The following is a 26234-nucleotide window of genomic DNA, read 5'->3' as shown; positions in this document are numbered from 1 at the left end:
CCCGCTAAGCTTGCTGGCATGCGCCCTGTTAATGGGCACTCTTCGCAACATGGAGGAATAACAGTGAAGTTTAAGGTGATGGCCCTGGCGGCATTAGTAAGTTTCGGTGCGGTGTCGGTGCAGGCAAGTGAACTGCCGGATGGTCCGCACATCGTCACGTCAGGCACCGCAAGCGTGGACGCGGTACCCGATGTTGCAACCCTGGCAATTGAGGTGAATGTGGCGGCGAAAGATGCGGCGACGGCCAAGAAGCAGGCTGACGATCGCGTTGCGCAATACCTCTCTTTCCTCGAGCAGAACGGTGTCGGTAAAAAAGATATCAACTCTGCGAACCTGCGTACTCAACCCGATTACGACTACCAGAATGGCAAAAGCATCCTGAAGGGCTACCGCGCCGTGCGTACCGTCGAAGTGACCGTGCGTCAGCTGGATAAGCTTAACTCGCTGCTGGACGGTGCGCTGAAGGCGGGTCTCAACGAAATTCGTTCCGTGTCGCTGGGCGTTGCGCAACCGGAAAAATATAAAGACGAAGCGCGTAAAGCGGCGATTGATGATGCCATTCACCAGGCGGAACAGCTGGCTTCTGGCTTTAAGAGCAAGCTTGGCCCGGTTTACAGCGTGCGTTACCACGTCTCTAACTACCAGCCAAGCCCGATGGTTCGTATGATGAAGGCTGATGCAGCCCCGGTGTCCGCTCAGGAAACTTACGAGCAGCCAACTATTCAGTTCGACGATCAGGTCGATGTGGTCTTCCAGCTGGAACCAGTTGCAGCACAGCCGAAACCTGCTCAGTAATCTGTAGGCCGGGTAAGGCGTAGCTGCCACCCGGCTTTTCTTTTTAATCCTGTCTCAACACCTTGTGCCCGTACGCCAGCAGCGCGTCGGTGACGTTGCGCATCATACGGCTTTCCGGCGCAAAACGGTGCCAGTAGAGCATCCGGCGCTGATACAGCCCCGGCGTCAGGTCAATCAGCTCACCGCTTTTCAACTCTTTCTCAATCTGCAGGTGTGGGATCATGCAGCAGGTGGTGCCCTGGCGCGCAAGCTGCACGAAGGCTTCAGACGAGTTGACGATATGGCACGGCACGCTGCCAGGCGGCAGATCGAAGTTTTGCTGCAGGAACGCCTGATGCATATCGTCCAGATGGTCGAACGCCACGGCAGGGGCTTTCAGCAGCGCGGCGCGGGTGACGCCGTTGGGGAAGTAGCGCTCGGCAAAGGCTTTTGACCCCACAAACAGATAGTCCAGTGCGCCCAGCTGATCGACAAGACAGCTTGGCAGCGCCTGAGGCTGAATACTGACGGCCCCAACCACTTCACCGCGACGCAGGCGCTCCTGGGTTCGGGTTTCATCTTCAACCTGTAAGTTCAGGCGGATAGGGGAATCTGCTAATACCGGCGCAAGAGCCGGCAGCAGCCAGGTTGCCAGACTGTCGGCGTTGACCGCCAGAGAGAGCAGCAGCGGCGTAGAGCCCGTTTGTTCGTCACCCAGCCACTCGTCTTCCAGCAGTTCAACCTGGCGCAGCAGGGCGAGGAGTTTTTGCCCTTGCTCGGTTGGACGTGGCGGCACGGTACGCACCAGCAGCGGCTGGCCGAACATGTTTTCAAGCTGTTTTATACGCTGTGATACGGCGGACTGGGTGATGCAAAGCTTTTGCGCCGCGCGCTCAAAACCGCGTTCACGAATAACTGCATCAAGTGCCTGTAGTGTTCTGTAGTCCGGACGTTTCATTGCTCTGGCTGGCTCCTTAATTTTGCTTATTCTGCACTATGACACAATTTTCCCTTTGTGGCAGACGAATTCCATTCGACGTGTTCTATAATGCGCCCTGAGTTTTCACACCACAGGCAAAACGATCATGACGCAGGATGAACTGAAAAAAGCAGTAGGATGGGCCGCTCTCCAGTACGTACAGCCGGGTACCATTGTCGGTGTCGGTACGGGATCAACCGCGGCACACTTTATCGATGCGCTGGGCACGATGAAGGGGCAAATCGAGGGCGCGGTTTCCAGCTCTGATGCTTCCACGGAAAAGCTGAAAAGCCTCGGCATTACCGTTTTCGATCTCAACGAAGTGGATCGTCTGGGGATTTACGTTGACGGCGCGGATGAAATCAACGGCCACATGCAGATGATCAAAGGCGGCGGCGCGGCGCTGACGCGCGAAAAAATCATCGCCTCCGTTGCGGACAAGTTTATCTGCATCGCGGACGCCTCCAAGCAGGTCGACATTCTGGGTAATTTCCCGCTGCCGGTCGAAGTGATCCCAATGGCCCGTAGCGCGGTTGCCCGTCAGCTGGTGAAGCTTGGCGGTCGTCCGGAATACCGTCAGGGTGTAGTCACCGATAACGGTAACGTGATCCTCGACGTTCACGGTCTGGAAATTCTTGATGCGATTGCGCTGGAAAATGCCATCAACGGCATTCCGGGCGTAGTGACCGTAGGGCTATTCGCCAACCGTGGCGCGGATGTGGCGCTGATCGGCACCGCTGACGGCGTGAAAACCATCGTAAAATGATCTGATGGGGGGAGTCCTCCCCCCGCTAAAAAATTTTTGAAAAGCTAAATTCGGTGACTTGTGTCACGTTTTTACGCCTCTTTTGCCGATCCTTCCGCGTTTGTAAATTTCCATAGCATTTTCCTCTGACATTTTGCTCTGTATGACTTTTCTTCAGAGTGCCGACGCAAACGTTCATATTGCTGCAATAGTTTTTTTTGATATGTTGGCTACGGCGGATTCATATCCAGCACAACATCAGTTCAGACAAAAACAGGGTCGGGTAAATGGCAAAGGTATCACTGGAGAAAGACAAGATTAAATTCCTGCTGGTCGAGGGCGTACATCAAAAAGCAATCGATAGCCTTCGTGCGGCAGGTTACACCAACATCGAATTTCACAAAGGCGCGCTCGATACCGAAGAGCTGAAAGCGTCCATCCGTGATGCCCACTTCATTGGCCTGCGATCCCGTACTCACCTGACTGAAGAGGTTATTGCCGCGGCGGAAAAGCTGGTGGCTATCGGCTGCTTCTGCATTGGTACCAACCAGGTTGACCTGAATGCTGCCGCGAAACGCGGTATTCCCGTCTTCAATGCCCCGTTCTCTAACACCCGTTCCGTGGCGGAGCTGGTGATTGGCGAACTGCTGCTTCTGCTGCGCGGCATTCCTGAAGCTAACGCCAAGGCGCACCGCGGCGTGTGGAACAAACTGGCGTCTGGCTCATATGAAGCGCGTGGTAAAAAGCTGGGGATTATCGGCTATGGCCACATCGGTACCCAACTGGGGATTCTGGCGGAATCTCTCGGTATGCATGTCTATTTTTACGATATCGAAAGCAAGCTGCCGCTGGGCAATGCCACCCAGGTTCAACACCTGTCTGACCTGCTGAACATGAGTGACGTGGTGAGCCTGCACGTGCCGGAAAATGCATCCACCAAAAACATGATGGGCGCGGAAGAGCTGGCGCTGATGAAGCCGGGCTCACTGCTGATTAACGCCGCGCGCGGCACGGTTGTCGATATCCCTGCGCTGTGCGATGCGCTGAAGCGTAAGCATCTGGCGGGCGCCGCCATCGACGTCTTCCCGACGGAGCCTGCGACCAACAGCGATCCGTTTACCTCTCCGCTGTGCGAGTTCGACAACGTGATCCTGACGCCTCACATTGGCGGTTCCACCCAGGAAGCGCAGGAGAACATCGGTCTGGAAGTGGCGGGTAAACTGAGCAAATACTCCGACAACGGTTCTACGCTCTCTGCCGTGAACTTCCCGGAAGTGTCTCTGCCGCTGCACGGTGGTCGTCGTCTGCTGCACATCCACGAAAACCGTCCAGGCGTGCTGACCGCGATCAACCAGATCTTTGCCGAGCAGGGCGTCAACATTGCCGCGCAGTATCTGCAGACGAACTCGCAGATGGGCTACGTGGTTATTGATATCGAAGCGGATGATGATGTGGCCGAGAAAGCGCTGCTGAGCATGAAGGCCATCCCGGGGACGATTCGCGCGCGTCTGCTGTACTGATAGTGCGGTTTGTGGTGTCGGGTGGCGGCTGCGCCTTACCCGACCTACTCTGAGCATTTGTAGGCCGGGTAAGCGTAAGCGCCACCCGGCTTTATTCTACCAGACCCAGATTTTGCTGGGCGTCACCACCGCCGGCAACGGCACATCCCATTTCTCCACCGGTAACGCCTCCACGCCCTGACAATCATGCGCATAGCCCACCGGCTGCAACCCGTACTGCTGCCAGTTTTGCAGCGTCCGGTCATAAAAACCGCCGCCCATCCCTAAACGCTGGCCCTGTTCATCAAACGCCACCAGCGGCGTGATCAGTACATCCAGCTGTGACAGCGGCAGCACGTCGCGCACGTCGAGTTTCGGTTCGGTGATTTTCAGGCGATTCACCACCAGCTCGCTGTGCGGATGGTAGTGCAGAAACAGCAGATTCCCCTCGCTAAACGGGTGCAGCACCGGCAGATAGACCTTCTTCCCGGCGCGCCAGAGTTGCTCTATCAACGGTTGGGTGTCCAGCTCGCCGTCAAACGACAGAAACAGCGCAACGGTATGCGCCATCAAGACAGGGGGATACGCCATCATACGGGCGGCGGCCTGCTGGGCAAAATGCGCTTGCTGATCGGAGGTTAACGCACGGCGGCGCTGACGAATTAGCTGACGGATGTCCAGGCGTGAAGCAGAAACTTCAGGGAATTGAGTCATGGTAGTCGGTAGAAGAAAAGAGAGGGAATCTCCGAGATGCCGCCGCAGGCTGTAACCCTTGAACCCTTGGTTCAAGGTGAATGTGTCGTCATAGTTTTAAGGCTTCTCGGACGGACCGAGCATGCTCACCAACCATGGAGCGCCACATTCTTGTGGTATGAAATATCGGCTCAGGGGACTGGCCCGCTTGCGAACATCTCAGAGAAATTTTGTCTTCACAGTTACTCTACCATAGTCAACTGAGAAGTGTTATTCAAACTTGGGTCCCGGTCTTTCGGGATTGCGACCTTGATCAAGCAATGCCTGTTCTATGGTCTGCTGGAGCATTTTAATGCGCTGCTCCATGCTTGCCGCGTAGTCGCGGGTCTTCGCTTTTTCCTGAGTCAGTTCATAGCTGATGTTCAACGCGGCGATGAAAACCAGCTGCTCAGTATTTGTGACTCTAGTGCGTTCTTTTAGATCTTGCAACCGCTGATTCAAATCGTCCGCAGCCTGATTCAAAGCATCCCTTTGTTCAGGCGGACAATTCACTCGCAGTGAACGGCCAAAAATCTGGAGATCGACGGGTTGTGCAGACATGCCACCTTCCTGCTGATTGACTGCGCTGCCTTCGCTTACGGCCCGGGGGCTGCGAAGGGGCGACACTATAGCTACCCTGATGTGAAGATACAAGCCCTTTTCTGGTATCACCAGGGTCCAAAGTGGTAGCATATCATGAAACTTCCCCCCTTTGACGACGAATGCTCATGTCTATACAGAACGAAATGCCTGGTTACAAGGATTTAAACCAGTTACTGAACCAGCAGGGAGTCGGTTTAACCCCTGCCGAAATGCACGGTCTGATCAGTGGCATGCTGTGCGGCGGAAACAGCGACAGCTCATGGCAGCCGCTGATCCACGACCTCACGAATGAAGGGCTGGCGTTTGGTCACGAGCTGGCGGAAGCGCTGCGTAAAATGCACGCCGCCACCAGCGATTCTCTGGAAGACGATGGCTTCCTTTTTCAGCTTTATCTGCCTGAAGGCGACGACGTTAGCGTGTTCGATCGCGCCGATGCGCTGGCCGGCTGGGTAAACCACTATCTGCTGGGGCTGGGCGTGACGCAGCCTAAACTGGATAAAGTGACCGGCGAAGCGGGTGAGGCGATCGACGATCTGCGTAATATCGCTCAGCTCGGCTACGATGAAGACGAAGACCAGGAAGAGCTGGAAATGTCTCTCGAAGAGATCATCGAGTACGTGCGCGTGGCGGCACTGCTGTGCCACGATAACTTTACGCGCTCACAGCCGACCGCGCCGGAAGTCCGCAAGCCAACCTTACATTAAGAAAAATAACGCACAGGAGGGTGTCATGGTTATCTCGAGTCAAGAGTATTCGCGCCGCCGTCAGGCGCTGCTGGCGAAAATGCAGCCGGGCAGCGCCGCGCTAATTTTTGCTGCGCCCGAAGTGACGCGCAGCGCCGACAGCGAATATCCCTATCGCCAGAGCAGCGATTTCTGGTACTTCACCGGCTTTAACGAGCCGGAAGCGGTGCTGGTGCTGATTAAGAGCAATGACACCCACAACCACAGCGTGATTTTCAACCGCGTACGTGACTTAACTGCTGAAATCTGGTTTGGCCGCCGCCTGGGGCAAGAGGCCGCACCGGCGAAGCTGGGCGTTGACCGCGCGCTGGCGTTTAGCGAAATCAACCAGCAGCTCTATCAGCTGCTTAACGGCCTCGACGTGCTCTATCACGCGCAGGGCGAATATGCGTACGCAGATGAGATTGTTTTCACCGCGCTGGATAAGCTGCGCAAAGGCTCGCGCCAGAACCTGTCCGCACCGGCCACGCTGACGGACTGGCGTCCGGTGGTGCATGAGATGCGCCTGTTCAAGTCTGAAGAGGAGCTTAACGTGATGCGCCGTGCGGGCGAAATCAGCGCCCTGGCGCACACCCGCGCGATGGAGAAATGCCGTCCCGGGATGTTCGAATACCAGCTGGAAGGCGAAATTCACCACGAATTTAACCGCCACGGCGCGCGCTATCCCTCTTACAACACCATTGTCGGCGGCGGGGAAAACGGCTGCATTCTGCACTACACCGAGAACGAAAGCGTGCTGCGCGACGGCGATCTGGTGCTGATTGACGCCGGTTGCGAATATCAGGGCTATGCGGGGGACATCACCCGTACCTTCCCGGTGAACGGTAAGTTCTCACCGGCACAGCGCGCCATTTACGACATCGTTCTCGAGTCTCTTGAGACGGCGCTCAGGCTGTATCGTCCCGGTACCTCCATGCAGGAAGTGACCGGCGAAGTAGTGCGCATCATGATTACCGGTCTGGTCAGGCTCGGGATCCTGAAAGGGGATGTCGACAGCCTGATTGCTGAAAACGCGCATCGACCGTATTTCATGCACGGCCTGAGCCACTGGCTGGGGCTGGACGTGCATGACGTTGGCGCGTACGGCACCGACCGTTCGCGCGTGCTGGAGCCGGGCATGGTGTTAACCGTGGAGCCGGGCCTGTATATCGCGCCGGATGCCGACGTGCCTGAAGAGTACCGCGGGATTGGCATTCGTATTGAAGATGACATCGTGATTACCGAAACCGGTAACGAAAACCTGACCGCCAGCGTCGTGAAAAACGCTGACGATATCGAGGCGCTGATGGCAGCGGCACGCGCATGAGCGTGATTATCGTTGGCGGCGGCATGACCGGGGCCACGCTGGCGCTGGCCATTTCGCATTTGACGCAGGGCCAGCTTCCGGTGCACCTGGTGGAAGCCGTTGCGCCAGAGGCGTCAAACCACCCCGGTTTTGATGCGCGCGCCATTGCGCTGGCGCAGGGCACCTGCCAGCAGCTTTCACGCATTGGTATCTGGCAGGCGATAGCCGACCGCGCCACGGCGATCGGTACCGTGCACGTCAGCGATCGCGGCCATGCTGGCTTTGTCACGCTGGACGCGCAGGACTACCGGATTGATGCCCTGGGACAGGTCGTTGAGCTGCACGACGTCGGATTGCGACTGTTCCGCCTGCTCCAGGACGCGCCGGGCGTCACGCTGCATTGCCCCGCGCGCGTGGCCAGCGTGAGCCGTAGTGAGGCGTCGGTTAGCGTGACGCTGGAAAACGGCACCGTTCTTGAAGGCCAGCTTCTGGTCGCCGCGGACGGTTCGCGCTCGTCGCTCGGCACCCAGTGTGGCGTGGAGTGGCGCCAGCAGCCTTACGGGCAGGTGGCGGTCATTGCGAACGTCTCTACCGCAGCTGACCACCACGGCAGGGCGTTTGAACGCTTTACGCAGCATGGTCCGCTGGCGATGCTGCCGATGTCGGACGGGCGCTGTTCCCTGGTGTGGTGTCATCCTCAGGATAAGGCGGAAGAGGTTAAGGGCTGGTCCGACGAACGTTTTTGTACCGAGCTGCAGAAAGCCTTTGGCTGGCGGCTGGGGCGTATTACCCACGCAGGCAAGCGGACGGTCTACCCGCTTTCGCTGACCACGGCGTCTCAGTCTGTCTCCCATCGTCTGGCGCTTGTCGGTAATGCCGCACAGACGCTGCACCCCATCGCGGGGCAAGGCTTTAACCTGGGCTTACGCGACGTCATGAGCCTGGCCGAATCACTGGCGCATGCGTGGGGCGAGCAAAAAGACTGCGGGGCGTATTCGGTGCTGATTCATTACCAGAAGCGCCGTCAGGCGGATAAAGAGGCCACCATCGGCGTTACCGACGGCTTAGTCCATCTCTTTGCCAATCGCTGGGCACCGCTGGTTGCGGGCCGCAACCTCGGGCTGATGGCGATGGAACTATTCATTCCGGCACGTGACGTGCTGGCGCAGCGGACCCTGGGTTGGGTCGCGCGTTAAGGAGTTATCATCGTGCAAAATGTTGATGTCGCCATCGTTGGCGGCGGAATGGTTGGACTGGCATTGGCCTGTGGATTGCAGGGCAGCGGCCTGCGCGTGGCGGTGCTGGAGCAAAAGCAGCCCCAGCCCGTTGCACCGGATGCGCCGCCGGAACTCCGCGTCTCGGCGATCAATGCGGCCAGCGAAAAGCTGCTGACGCACCTTGGCGTCTGGGCAGATATTGTGGCGCACCGCGCCAGCTGCTATCACGGCATGGACGTGTGGGATAAAGACAGCTTTGGTCATATTGCTTTTGATGATGAAAGCATGGGCTATAGCCATCTGGGGCACATCGTTGAAAACGCGGTGATCCACCACGCGCTGTGGCAGAAAGCACAGCAGTGCAGCGACGTGACGCTGATTGCGCCTGCGCAGATCCAGCAGGTGGCATGGGGCGAAAACGAGGCGTTTATCACCCTGCAGAGCGGCGACATGCTGACCGCGCGTCTGGTAGTCGGTGCTGACGGTGCGAACTCCTGGCTGCGGAATAAAGCCGACATCCCGCTGACCTTCTGGGACTATCGTCATCACGCGCTGGTCGCGACGATCCGTACCGAAGAGCCGCACGGCGGCGTGGCGCGCCAGATTTTCCACAACGACGGCATTCTGGCGTTCCTGCCGCTTAGCGACCCGCACCTGTGCTCGATTGTCTGGTCACTGGTGCCGGAAAAAGCCCAGCAGATGCATGAGGCGACGCCGGAGGCCTTTAACCAGGCGCTGTGCGTGGCCTTTGATAACCGCCTTGGCCTGTGCACGCTTGAAAGCGAACGTCAGGTATTCCCGTTAACCGGCCGCTACGCGCGTCAGTTTGCGGCGCACCGTCTGGCGCTGGTGGGGGATGCGGCGCATACCATTCATCCCCTGGCAGGACAGGGCGTTAACCTCGGCTTTATGGACGCGGCGGAGCTGGTTGAGGAGCTGCGTCGCCTGCATCGCGAAGGGAAAGATATTGGTCAGCATCTGTACCTGCGCCGCTACGAGCGCAGCCGCAAGCACAGCGCGGCGATGATGCTGGCGGGCATGCAGGGCTTCCGCGAGCTGTTTGCCGGAGCGAATCCGGCGAAAAAACTGCTGCGCGATATTGGCCTCAAGCTTGCTGACACCCTTCCGGGCGTTAAGCCCCAACTCCTCCGTCAGGCGATGGGTCTTAACGACCTGCCGGACTGGCTGCGTTAATTTAGACCCCTGTCACACTTTCTTTTCCCGGCCTCTGCGCCGGGGAAATTCCCTCGTTTGAAATATTCTAATTTCACGTCATTTTTCGCATTAGATAATCTAATGTCGCATTTTTCTCGTTACGGAAATTCGGCCCGATTTTCCGCACGAAATATCACCATGTGCTAAATCCTGTTAGAGCATTGTTAATTTTGTGCGGGGTTAATCGCATTTTTCCAGTGAATAACTCTGTAGGCTTTTTAGCGTTTTTTGGTCATAAGCTAATGTGATGACCCATTTTGCCTTATGGTTAACCGCCGGTTTCGGTGGTAAGTTCAGGTAAAAGAGAACGTTTGCGTCGGTGCCCGAACGCGGGGCCGATACCGGGTTTCACGGTGAATTTTTCAACGAGGACAAGATGGCTCAACAGACTCCTTTGTACGAACAACACGTGTTATGCGGCGCCCGCATGGTGGACTTCCATGGCTGGATGATGCCGCTGCACTACGGCTCGCAGATTGATGAGCACCACGCGGTGCGCACCGATGCCGGTATGTTCGACGTGTCCCATATGACGATTGTCGATCTGCGCGGTAGCCGCACCCGGGAGTTTTTGCGTTATCTGCTGGCAAACGACGTCGCCAAACTGAAGACGCCGGGCAAAGCGCTCTATACCGGCATGCTGAATGCCTCGGGCGGCGTGATTGATGACCTTATCGTTTATTACTTCACTGAAGATTTCTTCCGCCTCGTTGTAAACTCCGCCACCCGCGAAAAAGACCTCTCCTGGATCACCCAACACGCCGAACCTTATGCCATCGACATCACCGTCCGTGACGATCTGTCGCTGATCGCCGTGCAGGGACCAAACGCGCAGGCGAAAGCCGCCTCTCTGTTTAACGACGAGCAGCGCAAAGCAACCGAAGGCATGAAGCCGTTCTTCGGCGTGCAGGCGGGCGATCTGTTTATCGCCACCACCGGCTACACCGGTGAAGCGGGCTACGAAATTGCGATGCCGAACGAGAAGGCCGCTGATTTCTGGCGTGCGCTGGTGGAAGCGGGCGTGAAGCCTGCGGGTCTGGGCGCGCGCGATACGCTGCGTCTGGAAGCGGGAATGAACCTTTACGGTCAGGAGATGGATGAAGGCGTCTCTCCGCTGGCCGCCAACATGGGCTGGACCATCGCCTGGGAACCGGCTGACCGTGAGTTTATTGGCCGTGAAGCGCTGGAGATGCAGCGCGAGAAGGGTACTGAACAGCTGGTGGGTCTGGTGATGACCGAGAAGGGCGTGCTGCGCGGTGAACTGCCGGTGCGCTTTACCGATGCTGACGGCAATCCTCGTGAAGGCGTGATCACCAGCGGTACCTTCTCCCCGACGCTGGGCTACAGTATTGCACTGGCACGCGTGCCGGCGGGCATTGGCGAAACGGCGGTGGTGCAAATCCGCAACCGCGAAATGCCGGTCAACGTGACCAAACCGATTTTTGTTCGCGCCGGTAAGCCGGTCGCCTAACTATTTTTATCAGGAGAACTTCAATGAGCAATGTGCCAGCAGAACTGAAATACAGCAAAGAACACGAGTGGCTGCGCAAAGAGGCGGACGGCACTTACACCGTAGGGATCACCGAGCACGCGCAAGAGCTGCTGGGCGACATGGTGTTTGTTGACCTGCCTGACGTGGGCACGACCGTTAGCGCGGGCGACGACTGCGCCGTGGCGGAGTCCGTAAAAGCAGCATCTGACATCTATGCCCCTGTAAGCGGTGAGATTGTTGCCGTCAACGATGCGCTGAGCGATTCGCCGGAACTGGTCAACAGCGAGCCTTATGAAGGCGGCTGGATCTTCAAGATCAAAGCCAGCGACGAATCCCAGGTTGCCGCGCTGCTGGATGCGACCGCGTACGAAGCACTGTTAGAAGACGAGTAAGCCATTATCCCTCTCCCCTTTGCGGAGAGGGTAGGGTGAGGGGAACAGACGACACCCTCACCCCAGCCCTCTCCCTCAGGGAGAGGGAGAAAACACATTCACTGCACGTTTCAGGAACCATCGCTCATGACACAGACTTTAAGCCAGCTTGAAAACCGTGGCGCCTTCATCGAACGTCACATTGGGCCGGATGCTCAGCAACAGCAGGAGATGCTGAAGACAGTTGGCGCGGATTCATTAAACGCACTGATCGGCCAGATTGTGCCAAAAGACATCCAGCTTGCCACGCCGCCTCAGGTGGGGGAAGCCACCACGGAATTCGCCGCGCTGGCGGAGCTGAAGGCCATCGCAGGCCTGAACAAGCGCTATAAGTCTTACATTGGCATGGGCTATACCAACGTGCAGTTACCGCCGGTTATCCTGCGCAACATGCTGGAAAACCCGGGCTGGTACACCGCTTACACTCCCTATCAGCCAGAAGTCTCCCAGGGCCGCCTGGAAGCGCTGCTGAACTTCCAGCAGGTGACGCTGGACCTTACCGGCATGGATATCGCCTCTGCTTCTCTGCTGGATGAAGCGACCGCCGCCGCCGAAGCGATGGCGATGGCTAAGCGCGTGAGCAAGCTGAAAAATGCCAACCGCTTCTTCGTCGCGGCGGACGTGCATCCGCAGACGCTGGACGTGGTGCGCACCCGTGCGGAAACCTTCGGCTTTGACGTGATCGTCGATGACGCTGACAAAGTGCTGGATCATCAGGACGTTTTCGGCGTTCTGCTGCAGCAGGTGGGCACCACCGGCGAAGTTCACGACTACGGCGCGCTGATTGCCGAGCTGAAATCCCGCAAGGTGGTTGTCAGCGTTGCCGCCGATTTTATGGCGCTGGTGCTGCTGACGGCACCGGGCAAACAGGGCGCGGATATCGTATTCGGCTCAGCGCAGCGCTTCGGCGTGCCGATGGGCTACGGCGGTCCGCATGCGGCGTTCTTCGGCGCGAAAGATGAATTCAAACGTTCCATGCCTGGCCGTATTATCGGCGTCTCCAAAGACGCTGCCGGTAATACTGCACTGCGCATGGCGATGCAGACCCGCGAGCAGCATATCCGCCGCGAGAAAGCGAACTCCAACATCTGTACCTCGCAGGTTCTGCTGGCAAACATCGCCAGCCTGTACGCCGTGTTCCACGGCCCGGCAGGCCTGAAACGCATTGCCAGCCGCATTCACCGCCTGGCCGATATCCTGGCCTGCGGCCTGCAGCAAAAAGGTCTTAAGCTGCGCCATACCCACTACTTTGACACCCTGTGCGTGGACGTGGCGGACAAAGCGGCCGTGCTGGCCCGCGCGAACGCGGCAGAGATCAACCTGCGCAGCGACATCCACAACGCCGTCGGCATTACGCTCGATGAAAGCACCACCCGCGACGATATCCTGAACCTGTTCAGCGTGCTGCTGGGTGACGCGCACGGTCTGGACATTGACGCGCTCGACAAAGAGGTCGCGCTCGACAGCCGCTCCATTCAGGACAGCATGCTGCGTAACGACGCCATCCTGACGCACCCGGTCTTTAATCGCTACCACAGCGAGACCGAGATGATGCGTTACATGCACTCTCTGGAGCGTAAGGATCTGGCGCTGAACCAGGCGATGATCCCGCTGGGATCATGCACCATGAAGCTCAACGCCGCGGCAGAGATGATCCCGATCACCTGGCCCGAATTCTCCGAGCTGCACCCGTTCTGCCCGCCAGAGCAGGCAGAAGGTTATCATATGATGATCAACCAGCTTTCCGACTGGCTGGTGAAGCTGACCGGTTATGACGCGCTCTGCATGCAGCCGAACTCCGGCGCGCAGGGTGAATATGCGGGCCTGCTGGCAATCCGTCATTATCACGAAAGCCGTAACGAAGGTCACCGCGATATCTGCCTGATCCCAAGCTCCGCCCACGGCACCAACCCGGCCTCAGCCCAGATGGCGGGCATGGAAGTCGTGGTGGTCGCGTGCGATAAGAACGGCAACATCGACCTGGCTGACCTGCGCGCGAAAGCCGAACAGGCGGGCGACAAGCTCTCCTGCATCATGGTGACCTATCCGTCCACCCACGGCGTGTACGAAGAGACCATCCGTGAAGTGTGCGAAGTGGTGCACCAGTTCGGCGGTCAGGTATACCTCGACGGCGCGAACATGAACGCGCAGGTGGGCATTACCTCTCCGGGCTTTATCGGCGCGGACGTGTCGCACCTTAACCTGCACAAAACCTTCTGCATCCCGCACGGCGGTGGCGGCCCGGGCATGGGCCCAATCGGCGTGAAAGCGCACCTGGCACCGTTTGTCCCAGGCCACAGCGTTGTGCAGATCGAAGGCATGCTGACCCGTCAGGGCGCGGTCTCTGCGGCACCGTTCGGTAGCGCCTCTATCCTGCCAATCAGCTGGATGTACATTCGCATGATGGGCGCGGAAGGGCTGAAGCAGGCGAGCCAGGTGGCAATTCTGAATGCCAACTATATTGCGACTCGCCTGAAGTCCGCCTTCCCCGTGCTCTATACCGGCCGCGACGGCCGCGTGGCGCACGAGTGCATCCTCGATATTCGTCCGCTGAAAGAGCAGACCGGCATTAGCGAGCTGGATATCGCCAAGCGTCTGATCGACTACGGCTTCCACGCGCCAACCATGTCGTTCCCGGTTGCGGGTACGCTGATGGTTGAGCCAACGGAGTCTGAAAGCAAAGCAGAGCTGGACCGCTTTATCGACGCGATGCTGGCCATCCGCATGGAGATCGACCGCGTGCAGGACGGCGAGTGGACGCTGGAAGATAACCCGCTGGTCAACGCTCCGCACACCCAGCACGAGATGGTGGCTGAGTGGAACCACGGTTACTCCCGCGAGCTGGCGGTCTTCCCGGCAGGTGTGGCGAACAAATACTGGCCGACCGTGAAGCGTCTCGATGACGTCTACGGCGACCGTAACCTGTTCTGCTCCTGCGTACCGATGAGCGAATACCAGTAATCGCGCTGGTGCAGTAATCCAGGCCGGGTAAGGCGAAGGCGCCACCCGGCTTTTTTATTGGGAGAAGAAAATGGGCATTGCACTTGTGACCGGCGCCAGTCGGGGCATTGGGAAAGCCACTGCGCTCCAGCTGGCACGCGAAGACTACAGCGTGGCGGTGAACTATCATCACAACATTAAAGCCGCGACGGACGTGATAAACCAGATCGTTGAAGCTGGCGGTAAAGCCTTTGCCGTCCGCGCAGATATCAGTGATGAAGCTCAGGTGCTGGCGATGTTTGACAGCATCGATCGTGAAGGCGAGCCGCTTACCGCGCTGGTCAACAATGCGGGAATTCTGTTTGAGCAATCCACCATCGAGAATCTCTCCGCTGAGCGCATTAACCGCGTCCTGGCGACCAACGTCACGGGCTACTTCCTCTGCTGCCGGGAAGCGGTAAAACGAATGTCCTTCAGGCATGGCGGCAAGGGTGGGGCGATAGTGAATGTCTCTTCTGCAGCGTCGCGTCTGGGCGCGCCGGGTGAATATGTGGATTATGCCGCGTCCAAGGGGGCGGTGGATTCGCTGACAACGGGTTTATCGCTGGAGGTAGCGGCGCAGGGCATTCGCGTCAACTGCGTCCGTCCGGGTCTGATCTATACCGATATCCATGCTTCCGGCGGAGAGCCGGGGCGAGTGGATCGCGTGAAATCGTTGCTGCCGATGCAGCGCGGCGGTCAGCCGGAAGAGGTCGCCCAGGCGATTGTCTGGCTGCTGAGCGAGAAGGCGTCTTACGTGACGGGGAGCTTTATTGAGCTGGCGGGTGGGAAGTAAACCCCTAACCTAACCCTCTCCCCAAAGGGGAGAGGGGATCAAGCGTAACGGCGCTCGGCGTTAAAGTTTCTCGCCGTTGCTGGCAATTACGCCCTTATACCACTCGAAGCTTTTCTTGCGTGAACGCGACATGTCGCCCGTACCGTCGTCGTGTTTATTCACGTAGATAAAGCCGTAGCGTTTGCTGTACTGGCCGGTGGTGAACGACACGCAGTCGATACAGCCCCATGGCGTATAGCCCATCAGATCCACGCCATCGTGGGTAACGGCTTTGATCATCTCCTCCACGTGGGCACGCAGATAGTCGATACGATAGTCATCGTTGATGCTGCCGTCTTCTTCAACCTTGTCGTAGGCGCCGAAGCCGTTTTCAACGATAAACAGCGGTTTCTGGTAACGCTCGTACAGTTCGCACAGGGAATAGCGTAACCCTACCGGGTCAATCTGCCAGCCCCAGTCGGAAGCCTTAACGTGCGGGTTCGGCACGCTGCCTTCGAAACCGGAAATCGCGTCCCCGGTGCCGCCTTCCGCTTTCACCGCGTTGGTCATGTAGTAGCTGAAGCCCAGGTAGTCGCAGGTACCTTCACGCAGGATCTGCTCGTCGCCTGCCTCCATTTTGATGGAGAACCCGCGGCGCTCCCACTCGTTCAGGACGTAAGACGGGTAGTAACCCCGCAGCTGGACGTCGGTAAAGACGTAGCGCTCGCGCATCGATTCCTGGGCGAACATCACGTCTTCCGGCTTGCAGGAGAATGGATAGAGCGCCACCATGGCCAGCATGCAGCCGACTTTCATCTCCGGATTGATGCGGCGCGCGGCTTTCACCGCCAGGGCGCTGGCCACAAACTGGTGGTGAAGCACCTGATACATGGTCTCTTCGGGATTTTCGTGTTCGGTATAGACCACACCGGAACAGCAGTAGCCGAACAGCGGTGCGCGCCAGTTGCGCTGGTTATTGATTTCGTTGAAGGTCATCCAGTATTTGACCTTGTTTTTGTAGCGCTCAAAAACCACTTCCGCGAAGCGCACAAAGAAATCAACCACTTTACGGTTGGTCCAGCTACCGTATTCCTGCACCAGGTGCAGCGGCATTTCGAAGTGGGAGAGGGTGATCACCGGTTCGATGTTGTACTTCAGCAGCTCATCGAACATGTCGTCGTAAAACTTCAGCCCCTCTTCGTTTGGCTGCGTTTCATCACCTTTCGGGAAGATGCGCGTCCAGGCGATGGAGGTACGGAAACACTTGAAGCCCATCTCGGCAAATAGCTTGATGTCTTCTTTATAGTGGCCGTGGAAGTCGATGGCCTCGTGGTTTGGGTAGTATTTACCCGGCACCACCTCCTGCGTGATTTCACGCGGTACGCCGTGTGCGCCGCCGGTCAATACGTCGCAAATGCTTGGCCCTTTGCCGCCTTTGTTCCAGCCGCCTTCAACCTGATGAGCGGCAACCGCGCCACCCCATAAAAAATCTTTTGGTAAGGTCAATTTTTTCATCGCTGCTATTCTCAATAAATGACTTATTGGCATCGAGTCTAGCAAAGCGAAATTAAATGTCACGATATAACAATTTACGGTAAATGTGATTTGTCACATCAAAAAAACAGGGTGTTTTATTCTGTAAGTTTCTTCGCCAGCTTACGGCCGAGAGATTCCAGAATATAGATGACGGGAATTTGCGTGGTTATATCGTAGACGCCTGCAATTCGAGTCTGAGGAACGTGCCAGGAGAGATTAAAGTCCGCCAGTTTTGCCAGGCGCGAGTGCTCGTGGCTGGTAATGGAGAGCACCTTACAGTGATGCAGGCTGAACTGGCTGGCGAAGCGCAGGATCTCCTCGGTCTCGCCCGAGACGGAGAGCACAATCGCCAGCGCATTTTTTGCCATGTCATTCGTGACCGGGAAATAAGGGTCATCAATATGGTTACTGAATTTCCCAATATTAGAAAAGAAACGTGCGCCATATTTTGCCAGCGAACCTGATGTCCCGGCACCGACAAATATAATTCGCTCGGAAGATAAAATAATATCGACCGCCTTATCCAATAACGCGTCGAACTCTTCATTATTCACGCTTTTAAAAAAGCTGATTATTTCGCTGGCGCCGAAGTTCGCCTGCTGGGGCTCGTTCTGCTCAAGGTACAGCTTAAAGCGCACGCGGAATTCAGAATACCCTTCGCAGTTAAGCTTGCGGCAAAAGCGCAGGATTGTGGTCGTCGAGACGTCTGCAGCATCCGCCAGCTCGCGAATGGTCATGTACATCACTTTGTCACGATTTTTTATGACATAGTTGTAGACCATCATCTCCAGGTTATTGAGACTGGCAATGGCGGAATGGGAGAACATGCTCACAATGGCTACACTCACTCATCAGACTTTTCTTCAGGGAATAATAACATGCAGCCAAACGACATCACTTTTTTTCAGCGCTTTCAGGACGACATTCTGGCCGGGCGTAAAACCATCACTATCCGGGATCAAAGTGAATCCCATTTCAAAACCGGCGATATCCTGCGGGTGGGACGTTATGAGGATGATGGTTATTTTTGCACCATCGAAGTAACAGGGACGTCAACCGTTACGTTCGACACATTGACGCAAAAACATGCTGAACAGGAGAATATGACCCTGGATACGCTGAAAAGCGTGATCGCAGAGATCTATCCCAGCCAGAACCAGTTTTATGTGATTGATTTTAAACGTCTATAATTTAAATCGAAACGCACGTTCGCTGAAATTAAACCGTAACTGTCTGATTGTAATTTAGAAACGTTATGTTTAACTTTATTTTAGCTAACATGTGTTCACTGGAATCATTCTCAGTTAGCATAGTGATGCGATGAATAATCATCTTTTGTTTTCCCGGAGTTTTGTATGGTGAGCAGACCATTAATCGCACAGGGATATTCGCTGGCTGAGGAAGTAGCCAACAGCATCAGCCACGGCATTGGCCTGGTGTTTGGGATTGTCGGTTTAGTCTTATTGCTGGTGCAGGCGGTGGACGCTAATGCCAGCGCGATGGCCATTACCAGCTACAGCCTGTATGGCGGGAGTATGATCCTGCTGTTTCTGGCGTCGACGCTTTATCACGCGATCCCGCATCAGCGGGCCAAAATATGGCTCAAGAAATTTGACCACTGCGCTATCTATCTTCTTATTGCAGGCACCTACACGCCGTTTTTGCTGGTGGGGCTCAACTCGCCGCTGTCGCGTGGCCTGATGATTGTTATCTGGAGCCTGGCACTGCTGGGGATCCTGTTTAAGCTGACCATCGCGCACCGCTTTAAGGTGCTGTCGCTGGTAACCTATCTGACCATGGGCTGGCTGTCGCTAATTGTGGTGTATCAACTGGCAATCAAACTGTCGATAGGGGGCGTGACGCTTCTGGCCTTAGGCGGCGTGGTATACTCGCTCGGCGTGATTTTCTACGTCTGCAAGCGCATTCCTTACAACCATGCCATCTGGCACGGCTTTGTGCTGGGCGGCAGCGTATGCCACTTTTTGGCGATTTATTTGTATGTGGGGCAGGCGTAGTTTTTTGTCGGGTGGCGGCTTCGCCTTACCCGGCCTACGGGATAAGCAGGCCCGGTAAGCGTAGCGCAACCGGGCGATACAGCATCACTCTTCCAGAGAATACGGCAGCGGCTCAATACTCAGCGTATTTGCATCGTCACGCACGCGGAACACGCTGTCGGCTTCCATGTCGTTGTTCATGACGGCTTGAACCAAAAGACGTCCATCATCCAGCTGTACGGCGGCTAACACGGTGCCGGTGCGGCGCCAGTTATCACCCATCTTCAGCTCTAAGTCTTCACCCGCTTCAGGTACACGGCTGGCATGGCCCGCCAGCGTCCACAGCGCGCGTTTGTTTGCCCCGCGGAATTTTGCACGCGCCACCATCTCCTGGCCGGTGTAACAGCCTTTTTTAAAGCTGATGCCGCCCAGTGCCTGCAGGTTGGTTGCCTGAGGAATAAACTGTGCGCTGTTTGCTGCGTCAATTACCGGCAGACCCGCTTCGATGTTCAGCGCCAGCCACTGCTGACTGTTGTTAAGCTGCGCTTCGCCGCGCAGCGCCTCGGTGACGCGCTCGGCGGTTTCAGCATCGGTGACTAACAGAAAACGCTCAGCCGGGTGTTCAAACCACAGGATAGAGGTGTCACCTTCGCTGACGAGCTGCTTTTCGGCATCCGGCAGTTCGCTGAACAGATTTTTCAGCGCCGCACGCGCCTGGAAGCCTGCCACACCCAGCAGGACATGTTCGTCGTCCGGGGCGATAGTGACTTTGGAGAAGACCGCGTATTTTTTCAGCTCTTTGAGCTGGGCGTCACGCAGGCTGCGGCGCTCAATAAAGGCAAAACCGTCCTGACGGCGGAACAGACGCAGGTTGCTCCACATTTTGCCTTTTGGGTCGCAATGGGCGGCCAGCAGGTGCTGGTGTTCGGTCATCTGACTGACGTCGGCGGTCACCTGGCCCTGCAGATATTTTTCGGCGTCGGCACCGGTGAGCGTCGCCAGCGCCCAGTCATCAAGAGAAATAAGCGTCAGCGGCAGACGCGCAGAGGCGGCGGGCTGGCGAGGAGAAAATGGTGTAAATGCCATAACGATATCCTGAATTGCTTAACGCTTTGATAATGCCTAATGGTAAAAGAGCCTGCAGGCAATGCAAGCGCTTTCAACAGGCCATTTGTGCCCTAAACCGGTTATGCGTAACGCTACGCAAAATAATGTAATCCGCTGTCTTTGTAGGGATTATTCTGGAAGCCTGCTCGTCGATCGCAATATTCCAGTAATGAAACGGTCAAAAACACGTTACACTAGCTGGTGTCCCCGTAGAGAAATAAAGAACACTGAACGGGGCACCGACTGTGCCAAACGTAATGCAGGAAACTGAACATGGATATTAACAACAAGGCCCGTATTCACTGGGCGTGCCGTCGCGGAATGCGTGAACTTGATATTTCCATCATGCCTTTCTTCGAATATGAGTATGACACTTTAAGCGACGATGATAAGCGTCTGTTTGTTCGCCTGCTTGAGTCTGACGATCCGGATTTATTCAACTGGCTGATGAACCACGGCAAACCCGCCGATACCGAGTTGCAACGGATGGTGCAATTAATTCAAACACGGAATCGGGAACGTGGTCCTGTGGCAATCTGATCTTCGCGTCTCGTGGCGCTCGCAGTGGATGTCTTTATTGCTCCACGGCCTGGTTGCGGCCTTTGTGTTACTGATGCCGTGGCCGCTAAGCTATACGCCGCTGTGGCTGCTGTTACTCTCGTTTGTCGTTTTTGACAGCGTACGCAGCCAGCGTCGAATTAATGCCCGTCAGGGAGAGATCAAATTACTGATGGATTCCCGCCTGCGCTGGCAGGGTAAAGAGTGGGATATCCTCGGTATGCCCTGGATGCTCAACTGCGGCATGATGTTACGGTTACGCAAGGTGGACGGCGGGCGTTGCCAGCATCTTTGGCTGGCGGCTGACAGTATGGATGCTGCCGAGTGGCGAGACCTGCGCCGGATGCTATTGCAACAGACGACGCAGGGATAATATGCGTTAGCTAAACTTTTCAGCCATTTCGCCCAAAATCTGCTCGCACCAGGTTTGCAGGCGCTCATCGCTGAGATCGTACTGGTTGGTTTCATCCAGCGCGAGTCCAACAAACAGCTCGCCGTCGGCAATAATCGGCTTTTTACTGGTGAACTCGTAACCTTCGGTTGGCCAGTAGCCGATGAACGACACCCCTTTCGGCGCCAGTTTGTCGTGCAGCATGCCAAGCGCGTCCAGGAACCACTCCCCGTAACCCAGCTGATCTCCCATGCCGTACATGGCAATGATTTTGCCGTCGAGATTGACTGAATCGAGTTGATCCCAGATGGCTTCCCAGTCTTCCTGTATCTCACCAAAATCCCAGGTTGGGATGCCGAGGATCAGTACATCGTACTGTTCCATCAGCGCGACCGCGTCATCTTTCAGGTTATGCAACGTCACCAGTTCCGGGCCAATGATGTCGCGAATTTTCTCTGCCGCCATTTCGGTGTAGCAGGTGCTGGAACCATAGAACAGACCAATATTCATCGCGTAACTATCTCAATTCTTGCGTTGACTTTGCGCGTAGTGTACCAGAAACCGGTCACAATCAGGCATAATGGCCTGACTGCAGAATCAAAGGGGCTGATGTGGAAAAGGATCTCGCACTCGTTGAACAGTTTCTCGACGCGCTGTGGCTGGAAAAAAACCTGGCCGAGAATACGCTCAGCGCCTACCGGCGCGATCTTACCATGCTGGTGGAGTGGCTGGCCCGTCGGCAGCTCTCGCTGGCGAGCGCGCAAAGCGACGACCTGCAGGCGCTGCTCGGTGAACGTGTAGAAGGGGGGTACAAAGCCACCAGCTCCGCTCGTTTGCTCAGCGCCATGCGTCGGCTTTTCCAGCATCTCTATCGTGAGAAGATTCGCCAGGACGATCCCAGCGCGCTGCTGGCATCCCCTAAGCTCCCGCAGCGGCTGCCGAAAGATCTCAGCGAAGCGCAAGTTGAGAGATTATTACAGTCACCGGCAGTTGACCTGCCGCTGGAGTTACGCGATAAAGCCATGCTTGAGCTATTGTATGCTACCGGCCTGCGCGTTTCGGAACTGGTTGGCCTGACGATGAGCGACATCAGCCTGCGTCAGGGCGTGGTGCGCGTCATCGGTAAAGGCAATAAGGAAAGGCTGGTTCCGCTGGGCGAAGAGGCGGTTTACTGGCTGGAAACGTATCTGGAGCATGGCCGTCCGTGGTTGCTCAACGGCGTGTCTATCGATGTCCTGTTTCCTAGCCAGCGCGCACAGCAGATGACGCGACAAACGTTCTGGCATCGCATCAAGCATTACGCCACACTGGCGGGTATCGACAGTGAAAAGCTTTCGCCGCACGTATTGCGTCACGCCTTCGCGACGCATCTGCTCAACCACGGCGCTGATTTACGCGTGGTGCAGATGCTGCTGGGACACAGCGATCTTTCCACGACGCAAATTTACACCCATGTCGCGACGGAACGCCTGCGGCAGCTACACCAACAGCACCACCCTCGAGCGTGAGTGCCGACGAATTGTAACAGGATCACATATGAAAAAGACTTTCGCGCTGTTCACCCTGCTGGCAGCCTCCTTTACCGGTTTCGCCCATGCGGACGACGCCGCCATCAAGCAGTCGCTGGCTAAGCTCGGCGTCACCGGAAGCGATATTCAGCCTGCGCCGGTCGCTGGCATGAAAACGGTACTGACCAACAGCGGCGTGCTGTACGTCACTGAAGACGGCAAACACATTATTCAGGGGCCAATGTACGACGTGAGCGGCGCGCAGCCGGTCAACGTGACCAACCAGCTGCTGATGAAAAACCTGAACGCGCTCGAAAAAGAGATGATCGTCTATAAGGCGGCGCAGGAAAAACACGTCATTACCGTCTTCACCGACATCACCTGCGGCTACTGCCACAAGCTGCATGAAGAGATGAAAGACTACAACGCGCTGGGCATTACCGTGCGCTATCTTGCCTTCCCTCGCGCGGGTGTGCAGAGCCAGCCAGAGCAGGACATGAAGGCCATCTGGTGTGCGAAAGACCGCAACAAAGCCTTTGATGATGCGATGAGCGGAAAAGAGGTTAAGCCAGCCTCCTGCGATATCGACATTGCTAACCACTACGCGCTGGGCGTGCAGTTTGGCGTGAGCGGGACGCCAGCGATTGTCCTGAGCAACGGCTATGTCGTTCCGGGCTATCAGGGACCGAAGGAGATGAAAGAATTCCTCGACGCGCACCAGAAACAGTTTGGTGGTAAATAATCCGCGTGAAAGCCCCGATAAAATTGCGCCGCCGCGAGGCGGTTGAACCGGTTGATTTGCCGGACGATCTCCCGGCGCTGCTTAAGCGCCTCTACGCCAGTCGCGGCGTGCGTAGCGCTGAGGATCTTGAACGCAGCGTGAAAGGGATGCTGCCCTGGCAGCAGTTGAGCGGTATCGAAAAAGCCACTGAGATGCTCTACAACGCCCTTCGTGAAGGAACGCGGATTGTGGTGGTAGGGGACTTCGACGCCGACGGCGCAACCAGCACCGCGCTGAGCGTGCTCAGCCTGCGCGCGCTGGGCTGCGATAACGTCACGTATCTGGTGCCGAACCGTTTTGAAGACGGCTACGGACTCAGCCCGGAAGTGGTCGATCAGGCCCACGCCCGGGGTGCGCAGATGATCATGACCGTCGATAACGGGATCTCTTCCCATGCTGGGGTCGATCATGCCCACGCGTTAGGGATCCCGGTGCTGGTTACCGATCACCACCTGCCGGGAGAAACGCTGCCCGCAGCGGAAGCGATTATTAACCCCAATCTGCGCGACTGCGATTTCCCATCGAAATCCCTCGCAGGCGTGGGCGTGGCGTTTTATCTGATGCTGGCGTTACGGACCCTGCTGCGCGATAAGGGCTGGTTCGAATCCCGCGGTATTGCCGCACCGAACCTGGCCGAATATCTCGATCTGGTGGCGCTGGGTACCGTCGCCGACGTGGTCCCGCTCGATACCAATAACCGTATTTTGACCTGGCAGGGCCTAAGCCGCATCCGGGCGGGCAAGTGCCGTCCGGGGATCAAGGCACTGCTGGAGATTGCTAACCGCGACCCGCTCAAGCTGGCGGCAAGCGATTTGGGCTTTGCCCTCGGGCCGCGTCTGAACGCTGCCGGGAGGCTGGACGATATGTCCGTCGGCGTGGCGCTGCTGCTGTGCGACAACATCGGTGAAGCCCGCGTGCTGGCCAACGAGCTGGACGCCCTGAACCAGACACGTAAAGAGATTGAGCAGGGGATGCAGGCCGAAGCGCTGACCCTGTGTGAAAAACTGGAGCGCAGCGGCGATACGCTGCCGGGCGGCCTGGCGATGTACCATCCCGAGTGGCATCAGGGCGTGGTCGGCATTCTGGCGTCACGAATTAAAGAGCGCTTCCACCGCCCGGTGATCGCGTTCGCACCCGCGGGCGACGGCACGCTGAAAGGCTCTGGCCGCTCAATTCAGGGGTTGCACATGCGTGATGCTCTGGAGCGTCTCGATACGCTGTACCCGGGTCTGATGATCAAGTTCGGCGGCCATGCGATGGCGGCTGGCCTGTCGCTGGAAGAGGCGAAATTCGACGAGTTCCAGCGCCTGTTCGGCGAGCTGGTCACCGACTGGATTGACCCGGCCCTGCTTCAGGGGGAAGTGGTGTCCGATGGCGAGCTTTCACCGCTTGAGATGACGATGGACGTGGCGCAAATGCTGCGCGATGCCGGCCCGTGGGGGCAGATGTTCCCGGAACCGCTGTTTGACGGGCGATTCCGCCTGCTGCAGCAGCGCATTGTCGGCGAACGTCATCTGAAAGTGATTGTCGAGCCCGTGGGCGGTGGACCGCTTCTGGACGGCATTGCTTTTAACGTCGATACCTCAATCTGGCCGGACAACGGCGTGCGCGAGGTCGAGCTGGCGTACAAACTGGACATCAACGAGTTTCGCGGTAACCGCACCCTTCAGATCATCATCGACAATATCTGGCCAATTTAGCGGCAGTAATCTCTATAAAAAAGGGCGTGGATTCGGTACAATCCCGCTCTTATCACCGCATTTTGACAAGTCCATAAAAGAAAACAGACCATGTTTGAAATTAATCCGGTAAAAAACCGTATTCAGGACCTCACGGAGCGCTCTGACGTTCTTAGGGGGTATCTTTGACTACGATGCCAAGAAAGAGCGTCTTGAAGAAGTAAACGCCGAGCTGGAACAGCCGGACGTCTGGAACGAACCTGAACGCGCACAGGCGCTGGGTAAAGAGCGTTCCTCTCTCGAAGCTATCGTAGATACGCTGGATCAAATGGCCCAGGGGCTGGAAGATGTTTCCGGTTTGCTGGAGCTGGCCGTCGAAGCTGACGACGAAGAAACCTTTAACGAAGCCGTGGCAGAACTCGACGTGCTGGAAGAGAAGCTGGCGCAGCTTGAATTCCGTCGCATGTTCTCCGGCGAATACGACAGCGCTGACTGCTATCTCGATATTCAGGCAGGTTCTGGCGGTACCGAAGCGCAGGACTGGGCCAGCATGCTGACGCGTATGTACCTGCGTTGGGCAGAAGCGCGCGGTTTCAAAACCGAAATTATCGAAGAGTCTGAAGGTGAAGTTGCGGGTCTGAAATCCGTCACCATCAAGATCATTGGCGATTACGCCTACGGCTGGCTGCGTACCGAAACCGGCGTTCACCGCCTGGTGCGTAAGAGCCCGTTCGACTCCGGCGGCCGCCGTCATACCTCCTTCAGCTCCGCGTTCGTTTACCCGGAAGTTGACGAAGATATTGATATCGAAATTAACCCGGCGGACCTGCGTATCGACGTTTATCGCGCATCCGGCGCGGGTGGTCAGCACGTTAACCGTACGGAATCGGCGGTGCGTATTACCCACATTCCAACCGGGCTGGTCACGCAATGCCAGAACGACCGTTCCCAGCATAAGAACAAAGACCAGGCCATGAAGCAGATGAAAGCGAAGCTTTATGAGCTGGAGATGCAGAAGAAAAATGCTGAGAAACAGGCGATGGAAGACAACAAGTCTGACATCGGCTGGGGCAGCCAGATCCGTTCTTACGTCCTTGATGACTCCCGCATCAAAGACCTGCGTACCGGGGTTGAAACCCGTAACACGCAGGCGGTGCTGGACGGCAGCCTGGACCAATTTATCGAAGCAAGTTTGAAAGCAGGGTTATGAG

General features: G+C 56.8%; 26 protein-coding genes and 1 other RNA gene. 19 read left to right on the top strand and 8 right to left on the bottom strand.

Features of this window, described 5'->3' with window-relative positions:
* Nucleotides 1-63 precede the first annotated feature (63 nt).
* A complete protein-coding gene (locus ELK40_RS18925; protein ID WP_008499728.1) occupies nt 64-795 on the top strand; it encodes an oxidative stress defense protein in 732 nt (243 codons plus the stop codon).
* Between the two features lie 43 nt (nt 796-838).
* Here ELK40_RS18925 and argP read toward each other — a convergent pair whose 3' ends face one another.
* Entirely contained in the window at nt 839-1732 is an 894-nt protein-coding gene (argP, locus tag ELK40_RS18920; RefSeq protein ID WP_008499727.1) for a DNA-binding transcriptional regulator ArgP, read from the bottom strand.
* A 127-nt stretch (nt 1733-1859) separates the two neighbouring features.
* Between argP and rpiA the strand changes: the two genes are divergently transcribed.
* Both rpiA and serA read left to right on the top strand, forming a co-directional pair.
* Nucleotides 1860-2519: a ribose-5-phosphate isomerase RpiA gene (gene rpiA, locus ELK40_RS18915; protein ID WP_003860091.1), complete on the top strand. Its 660-nt coding sequence runs from the start codon at nt 1860-1862 to the stop codon at nt 2517-2519.
* A gap of 266 nt (nt 2520-2785) precedes the next feature.
* The gene (gene serA, locus ELK40_RS18910) at nt 2786-4018 is read left to right on the top strand and encodes a phosphoglycerate dehydrogenase (RefSeq protein WP_127732258.1); all 1233 of its coding nucleotides are present in this window, start codon (nt 2786-2788) and stop codon (nt 4016-4018) included.
* A 96-nt stretch (nt 4019-4114) separates the two neighbouring features.
* Here the strand turns inward: serA and ELK40_RS18905 are convergent, their stop codons facing one another.
* The 3 genes from ELK40_RS18905 to zapA all read right to left on the bottom strand — a co-directional run bounded on the left by ELK40_RS18905 (nt 4115) and on the right by zapA (nt 5290).
* Nucleotides 4115-4711 (bottom strand): 5-formyltetrahydrofolate cyclo-ligase, encoded by a 597-nt coding sequence (locus ELK40_RS18905; protein ID WP_127732256.1) that lies wholly within the window; start codon nt 4709-4711, stop codon nt 4115-4117.
* 24 nt (nt 4712-4735) lie between these two features.
* Nucleotides 4736-4919, bottom strand: a non-coding RNA gene (ssrS, locus tag ELK40_RS18900) — 6S RNA.
* A 41-nt stretch (nt 4920-4960) separates the two neighbouring features.
* Nucleotides 4961-5290, bottom strand: coding sequence for a cell division protein ZapA (gene zapA / locus ELK40_RS18895; protein WP_006811891.1), 330 nt, complete (start codon nt 5288-5290; stop codon nt 4961-4963).
* A gap of 167 nt (nt 5291-5457) precedes the next feature.
* Between zapA and ELK40_RS18890 the strand changes: the two genes are divergently transcribed.
* The 8 genes from ELK40_RS18890 to ELK40_RS18855 all read left to right on the top strand — a co-directional run bounded on the left by ELK40_RS18890 (nt 5458) and on the right by ELK40_RS18855 (nt 15490).
* Nucleotides 5458-6036, top strand: coding sequence for a YecA family protein (locus ELK40_RS18890; RefSeq protein ID WP_029739212.1), 579 nt, complete (start codon nt 5458-5460; stop codon nt 6034-6036).
* Nucleotides 6037-6067: 31 nt separating this feature from the next.
* The gene (gene pepP, locus ELK40_RS18885) at nt 6068-7381 is read left to right on the top strand and encodes a Xaa-Pro aminopeptidase (RefSeq protein ID WP_127732832.1); all 1314 of its coding nucleotides are present in this window, start codon (nt 6068-6070) and stop codon (nt 7379-7381) included.
* Nucleotides 7378-8556, top strand: coding sequence for a 2-octaprenyl-6-methoxyphenyl hydroxylase (gene ubiH / locus ELK40_RS18880; RefSeq protein ID WP_127732254.1), 1179 nt, complete (start codon nt 7378-7380; stop codon nt 8554-8556). The genes pepP and ubiH overlap by 4 nt, the downstream gene beginning before the upstream one ends.
* Nucleotides 8557-8568: 12 nt before the next feature.
* Nucleotides 8569-9771, top strand: a complete 1203-nt coding sequence (ubiI, locus tag ELK40_RS18875) for an FAD-dependent 2-octaprenylphenol hydroxylase (protein ID WP_127732252.1) — start codon at nt 8569-8571, stop codon at nt 9769-9771.
* A 397-nt stretch (nt 9772-10168) separates the two neighbouring features.
* Complete coding sequence (gcvT, locus tag ELK40_RS18870) at nt 10169-11263, top strand: glycine cleavage system aminomethyltransferase GcvT (protein WP_115876383.1); 1095 nt, start codon at nt 10169-10171, stop codon at nt 11261-11263.
* Nucleotides 11264-11286: 23 nt separating this feature from the next.
* Entirely contained in the window at nt 11287-11676 is a 390-nt protein-coding gene (gcvH, locus tag ELK40_RS18865; RefSeq protein ID WP_008499718.1) for a glycine cleavage system protein GcvH, read from the top strand.
* 126 nt (nt 11677-11802) lie between these two features.
* Nucleotides 11803-14676, top strand: a complete 2874-nt coding sequence (gene gcvP / locus ELK40_RS18860; RefSeq protein WP_127732250.1) for an aminomethyl-transferring glycine dehydrogenase — start codon at nt 11803-11805, stop codon at nt 14674-14676.
* Nucleotides 14677-14746: 70 nt separating this feature from the next.
* Complete coding sequence (locus ELK40_RS18855; RefSeq protein WP_127732248.1) at nt 14747-15490, top strand: SDR family oxidoreductase; 744 nt, start codon at nt 14747-14749, stop codon at nt 15488-15490.
* A gap of 60 nt (nt 15491-15550) precedes the next feature.
* Here the strand turns inward: ELK40_RS18855 and bglA are convergent, their stop codons facing one another.
* Both bglA and ELK40_RS18845 read right to left on the bottom strand, forming a co-directional pair.
* Nucleotides 15551-16984 carry a 6-phospho-beta-glucosidase BglA gene (gene bglA / locus ELK40_RS18850; protein ID WP_115876233.1) on the bottom strand — a complete coding sequence of 478 codons (1434 nt, stop codon included), beginning with the start codon at nt 16982-16984 and terminating at the stop codon, nt 15551-15553.
* Between the two features lie 116 nt (nt 16985-17100).
* Nucleotides 17101-17832: a MurR/RpiR family transcriptional regulator gene (locus tag ELK40_RS18845; RefSeq protein ID WP_032660101.1), complete on the bottom strand. Its 732-nt coding sequence runs from the start codon at nt 17830-17832 to the stop codon at nt 17101-17103.
* 51 nt (nt 17833-17883) lie between these two features.
* Between ELK40_RS18845 and yqfB the strand changes: the two genes are divergently transcribed.
* Complete coding sequence (yqfB, locus tag ELK40_RS18840) at nt 17884-18195, top strand: N(4)-acetylcytidine aminohydrolase (protein ID WP_127732246.1); 312 nt, start codon at nt 17884-17886, stop codon at nt 18193-18195.
* 165 nt (nt 18196-18360) lie between these two features.
* Nucleotides 18361-19020: a hemolysin III family protein gene (locus ELK40_RS18835; RefSeq protein ID WP_127732244.1), complete on the top strand. Its 660-nt coding sequence runs from the start codon at nt 18361-18363 to the stop codon at nt 19018-19020.
* An 84-nt stretch (nt 19021-19104) separates the two neighbouring features.
* Here the strand turns inward: ELK40_RS18835 and ygfZ are convergent, their stop codons facing one another.
* The gene (gene ygfZ, locus ELK40_RS18830; RefSeq protein ID WP_127732242.1) at nt 19105-20085 is read right to left on the bottom strand and encodes a tRNA-modifying protein YgfZ; all 981 of its coding nucleotides are present in this window, start codon (nt 20083-20085) and stop codon (nt 19105-19107) included.
* Between the two features lie 294 nt (nt 20086-20379).
* Here ygfZ and sdhE point away from each other — a divergent pair, with 294 nt between their 5' ends.
* Both sdhE and ELK40_RS18820 read left to right on the top strand, forming a co-directional pair.
* Nucleotides 20380-20646, top strand: a complete 267-nt coding sequence (gene sdhE / locus ELK40_RS18825) for an FAD assembly factor SdhE (protein ID WP_006178375.1) — start codon at nt 20380-20382, stop codon at nt 20644-20646.
* On the top strand, nt 20627-21037 hold the full coding sequence (locus ELK40_RS18820) for a protein YgfX (protein ID WP_021242050.1): 411 nt from the start codon (nt 20627-20629) through the stop codon (nt 21035-21037). The genes sdhE and ELK40_RS18820 overlap by 20 nt, the downstream gene beginning before the upstream one ends.
* Nucleotides 21038-21043: 6 nt before the next feature.
* On the opposite strand, the gene fldB is transcribed toward ELK40_RS18820, so the two are convergent.
* Nucleotides 21044-21565 carry a flavodoxin FldB gene (gene fldB / locus ELK40_RS18815; protein ID WP_008499710.1) on the bottom strand — a complete coding sequence of 174 codons (522 nt, stop codon included), beginning with the start codon at nt 21563-21565 and terminating at the stop codon, nt 21044-21046.
* Nucleotides 21566-21666: 101 nt separating this feature from the next.
* On the opposite strand from fldB, the gene xerD reads away from it, so the two are divergent.
* The 4 genes from xerD (at nt 21667) to prfB (ending at nt 26233) form a co-directional block, all read left to right on the top strand.
* The gene (gene xerD / locus ELK40_RS18810) at nt 21667-22563 is read left to right on the top strand and encodes a site-specific tyrosine recombinase XerD (protein ID WP_111963202.1); all 897 of its coding nucleotides are present in this window, start codon (nt 21667-21669) and stop codon (nt 22561-22563) included.
* A gap of 28 nt (nt 22564-22591) precedes the next feature.
* Entirely contained in the window at nt 22592-23305 is a 714-nt protein-coding gene (gene dsbC / locus ELK40_RS18805; RefSeq protein ID WP_111963201.1) for a bifunctional protein-disulfide isomerase/oxidoreductase DsbC, read from the top strand.
* 5 nt (nt 23306-23310) lie between these two features.
* A complete protein-coding gene (recJ, locus tag ELK40_RS18800) occupies nt 23311-25044 on the top strand; it encodes a single-stranded-DNA-specific exonuclease RecJ (protein ID WP_127732240.1) in 1734 nt (577 codons plus the stop codon).
* Between the two features lie 90 nt (nt 25045-25134).
* A protein-coding gene (gene prfB, locus ELK40_RS18795; protein ID WP_096151315.1) for a peptide chain release factor 2 occupies nt 25135-26233 on the top strand; the annotation gives its coding sequence in 2 pieces (ribosomal slippage) (nt 25135-25209 and nt 25211-26233; 1098 coding nt in all).
* Nucleotide 26234: the final 1 nt, after the last annotated feature.

Origin of the sequence: Enterobacter sp. N18-03635 (assembly GCF_004006055.1) — a bacterium.
In the GTDB taxonomy this organism is placed as follows: Bacteria; Pseudomonadota; Gammaproteobacteria; order Enterobacterales; family Enterobacteriaceae; genus Enterobacter; species Enterobacter vonholyi.
Note: the sequence above shows the minus strand (reverse complement) of the source record. Positions and strands in the feature narration are given on the sequence as shown.

Excerpts from the sequence above, each read along its gene's own strand:
- argP (WP_008499727.1), bottom strand. The coding sequence starts at position 1,732 with ATGAAACGTCCGGACTACAGAACACTACAGGCACTTGATGCAGTTATT.
- rpiA (WP_003860091.1), top strand. The coding sequence starts at position 1,860 with ATGACGCAGGATGAACTGAAAAAAGCAGTAGGATGGGCCGCTCTCCAG.
- serA (WP_127732258.1), top strand. The coding sequence starts at position 2,786 with ATGGCAAAGGTATCACTGGAGAAAGACAAGATTAAATTCCTGCTGGTC.
- ELK40_RS18905 (WP_127732256.1), bottom strand. The coding sequence starts at position 4,711 with ATGACTCAATTCCCTGAAGTTTCTGCTTCACGCCTGGACATCCGTCAG.
- zapA (WP_006811891.1), bottom strand. The coding sequence starts at position 5,290 with ATGTCTGCACAACCCGTCGATCTCCAGATTTTTGGCCGTTCACTGCGA.
- ELK40_RS18890 (WP_029739212.1), top strand. The coding sequence starts at position 5,458 with ATGTCTATACAGAACGAAATGCCTGGTTACAAGGATTTAAACCAGTTA.
- ubiH (WP_127732254.1), top strand. The coding sequence starts at position 7,378 with ATGAGCGTGATTATCGTTGGCGGCGGCATGACCGGGGCCACGCTGGCG.
- gcvT (WP_115876383.1), top strand. The coding sequence starts at position 10,169 with ATGGCTCAACAGACTCCTTTGTACGAACAACACGTGTTATGCGGCGCC.
- gcvH (WP_008499718.1), top strand. The coding sequence starts at position 11,287 with ATGAGCAATGTGCCAGCAGAACTGAAATACAGCAAAGAACACGAGTGG.
- gcvP (WP_127732250.1), top strand. The coding sequence starts at position 11,803 with ATGACACAGACTTTAAGCCAGCTTGAAAACCGTGGCGCCTTCATCGAA.
- ELK40_RS18855 (WP_127732248.1), top strand. The coding sequence starts at position 14,747 with ATGGGCATTGCACTTGTGACCGGCGCCAGTCGGGGCATTGGGAAAGCC.
- bglA (WP_115876233.1), bottom strand. The coding sequence starts at position 16,984 with ATGAAAAAATTGACCTTACCAAAAGATTTTTTATGGGGTGGCGCGGTT.
- ELK40_RS18845 (WP_032660101.1), bottom strand. The coding sequence starts at position 17,832 with ATGTTCTCCCATTCCGCCATTGCCAGTCTCAATAACCTGGAGATGATG.
- yqfB (WP_127732246.1), top strand. The coding sequence starts at position 17,884 with ATGCAGCCAAACGACATCACTTTTTTTCAGCGCTTTCAGGACGACATT.
- ELK40_RS18835 (WP_127732244.1), top strand. The coding sequence starts at position 18,361 with ATGGTGAGCAGACCATTAATCGCACAGGGATATTCGCTGGCTGAGGAA.
- ygfZ (WP_127732242.1), bottom strand. The coding sequence starts at position 20,085 with ATGGCATTTACACCATTTTCTCCTCGCCAGCCCGCCGCCTCTGCGCGT.
- sdhE (WP_006178375.1), top strand. The coding sequence starts at position 20,380 with ATGGATATTAACAACAAGGCCCGTATTCACTGGGCGTGCCGTCGCGGA.
- fldB (WP_008499710.1), bottom strand. The coding sequence starts at position 21,565 with ATGAATATTGGTCTGTTCTATGGTTCCAGCACCTGCTACACCGAAATG.
- dsbC (WP_111963201.1), top strand. The coding sequence starts at position 22,592 with ATGAAAAAGACTTTCGCGCTGTTCACCCTGCTGGCAGCCTCCTTTACC.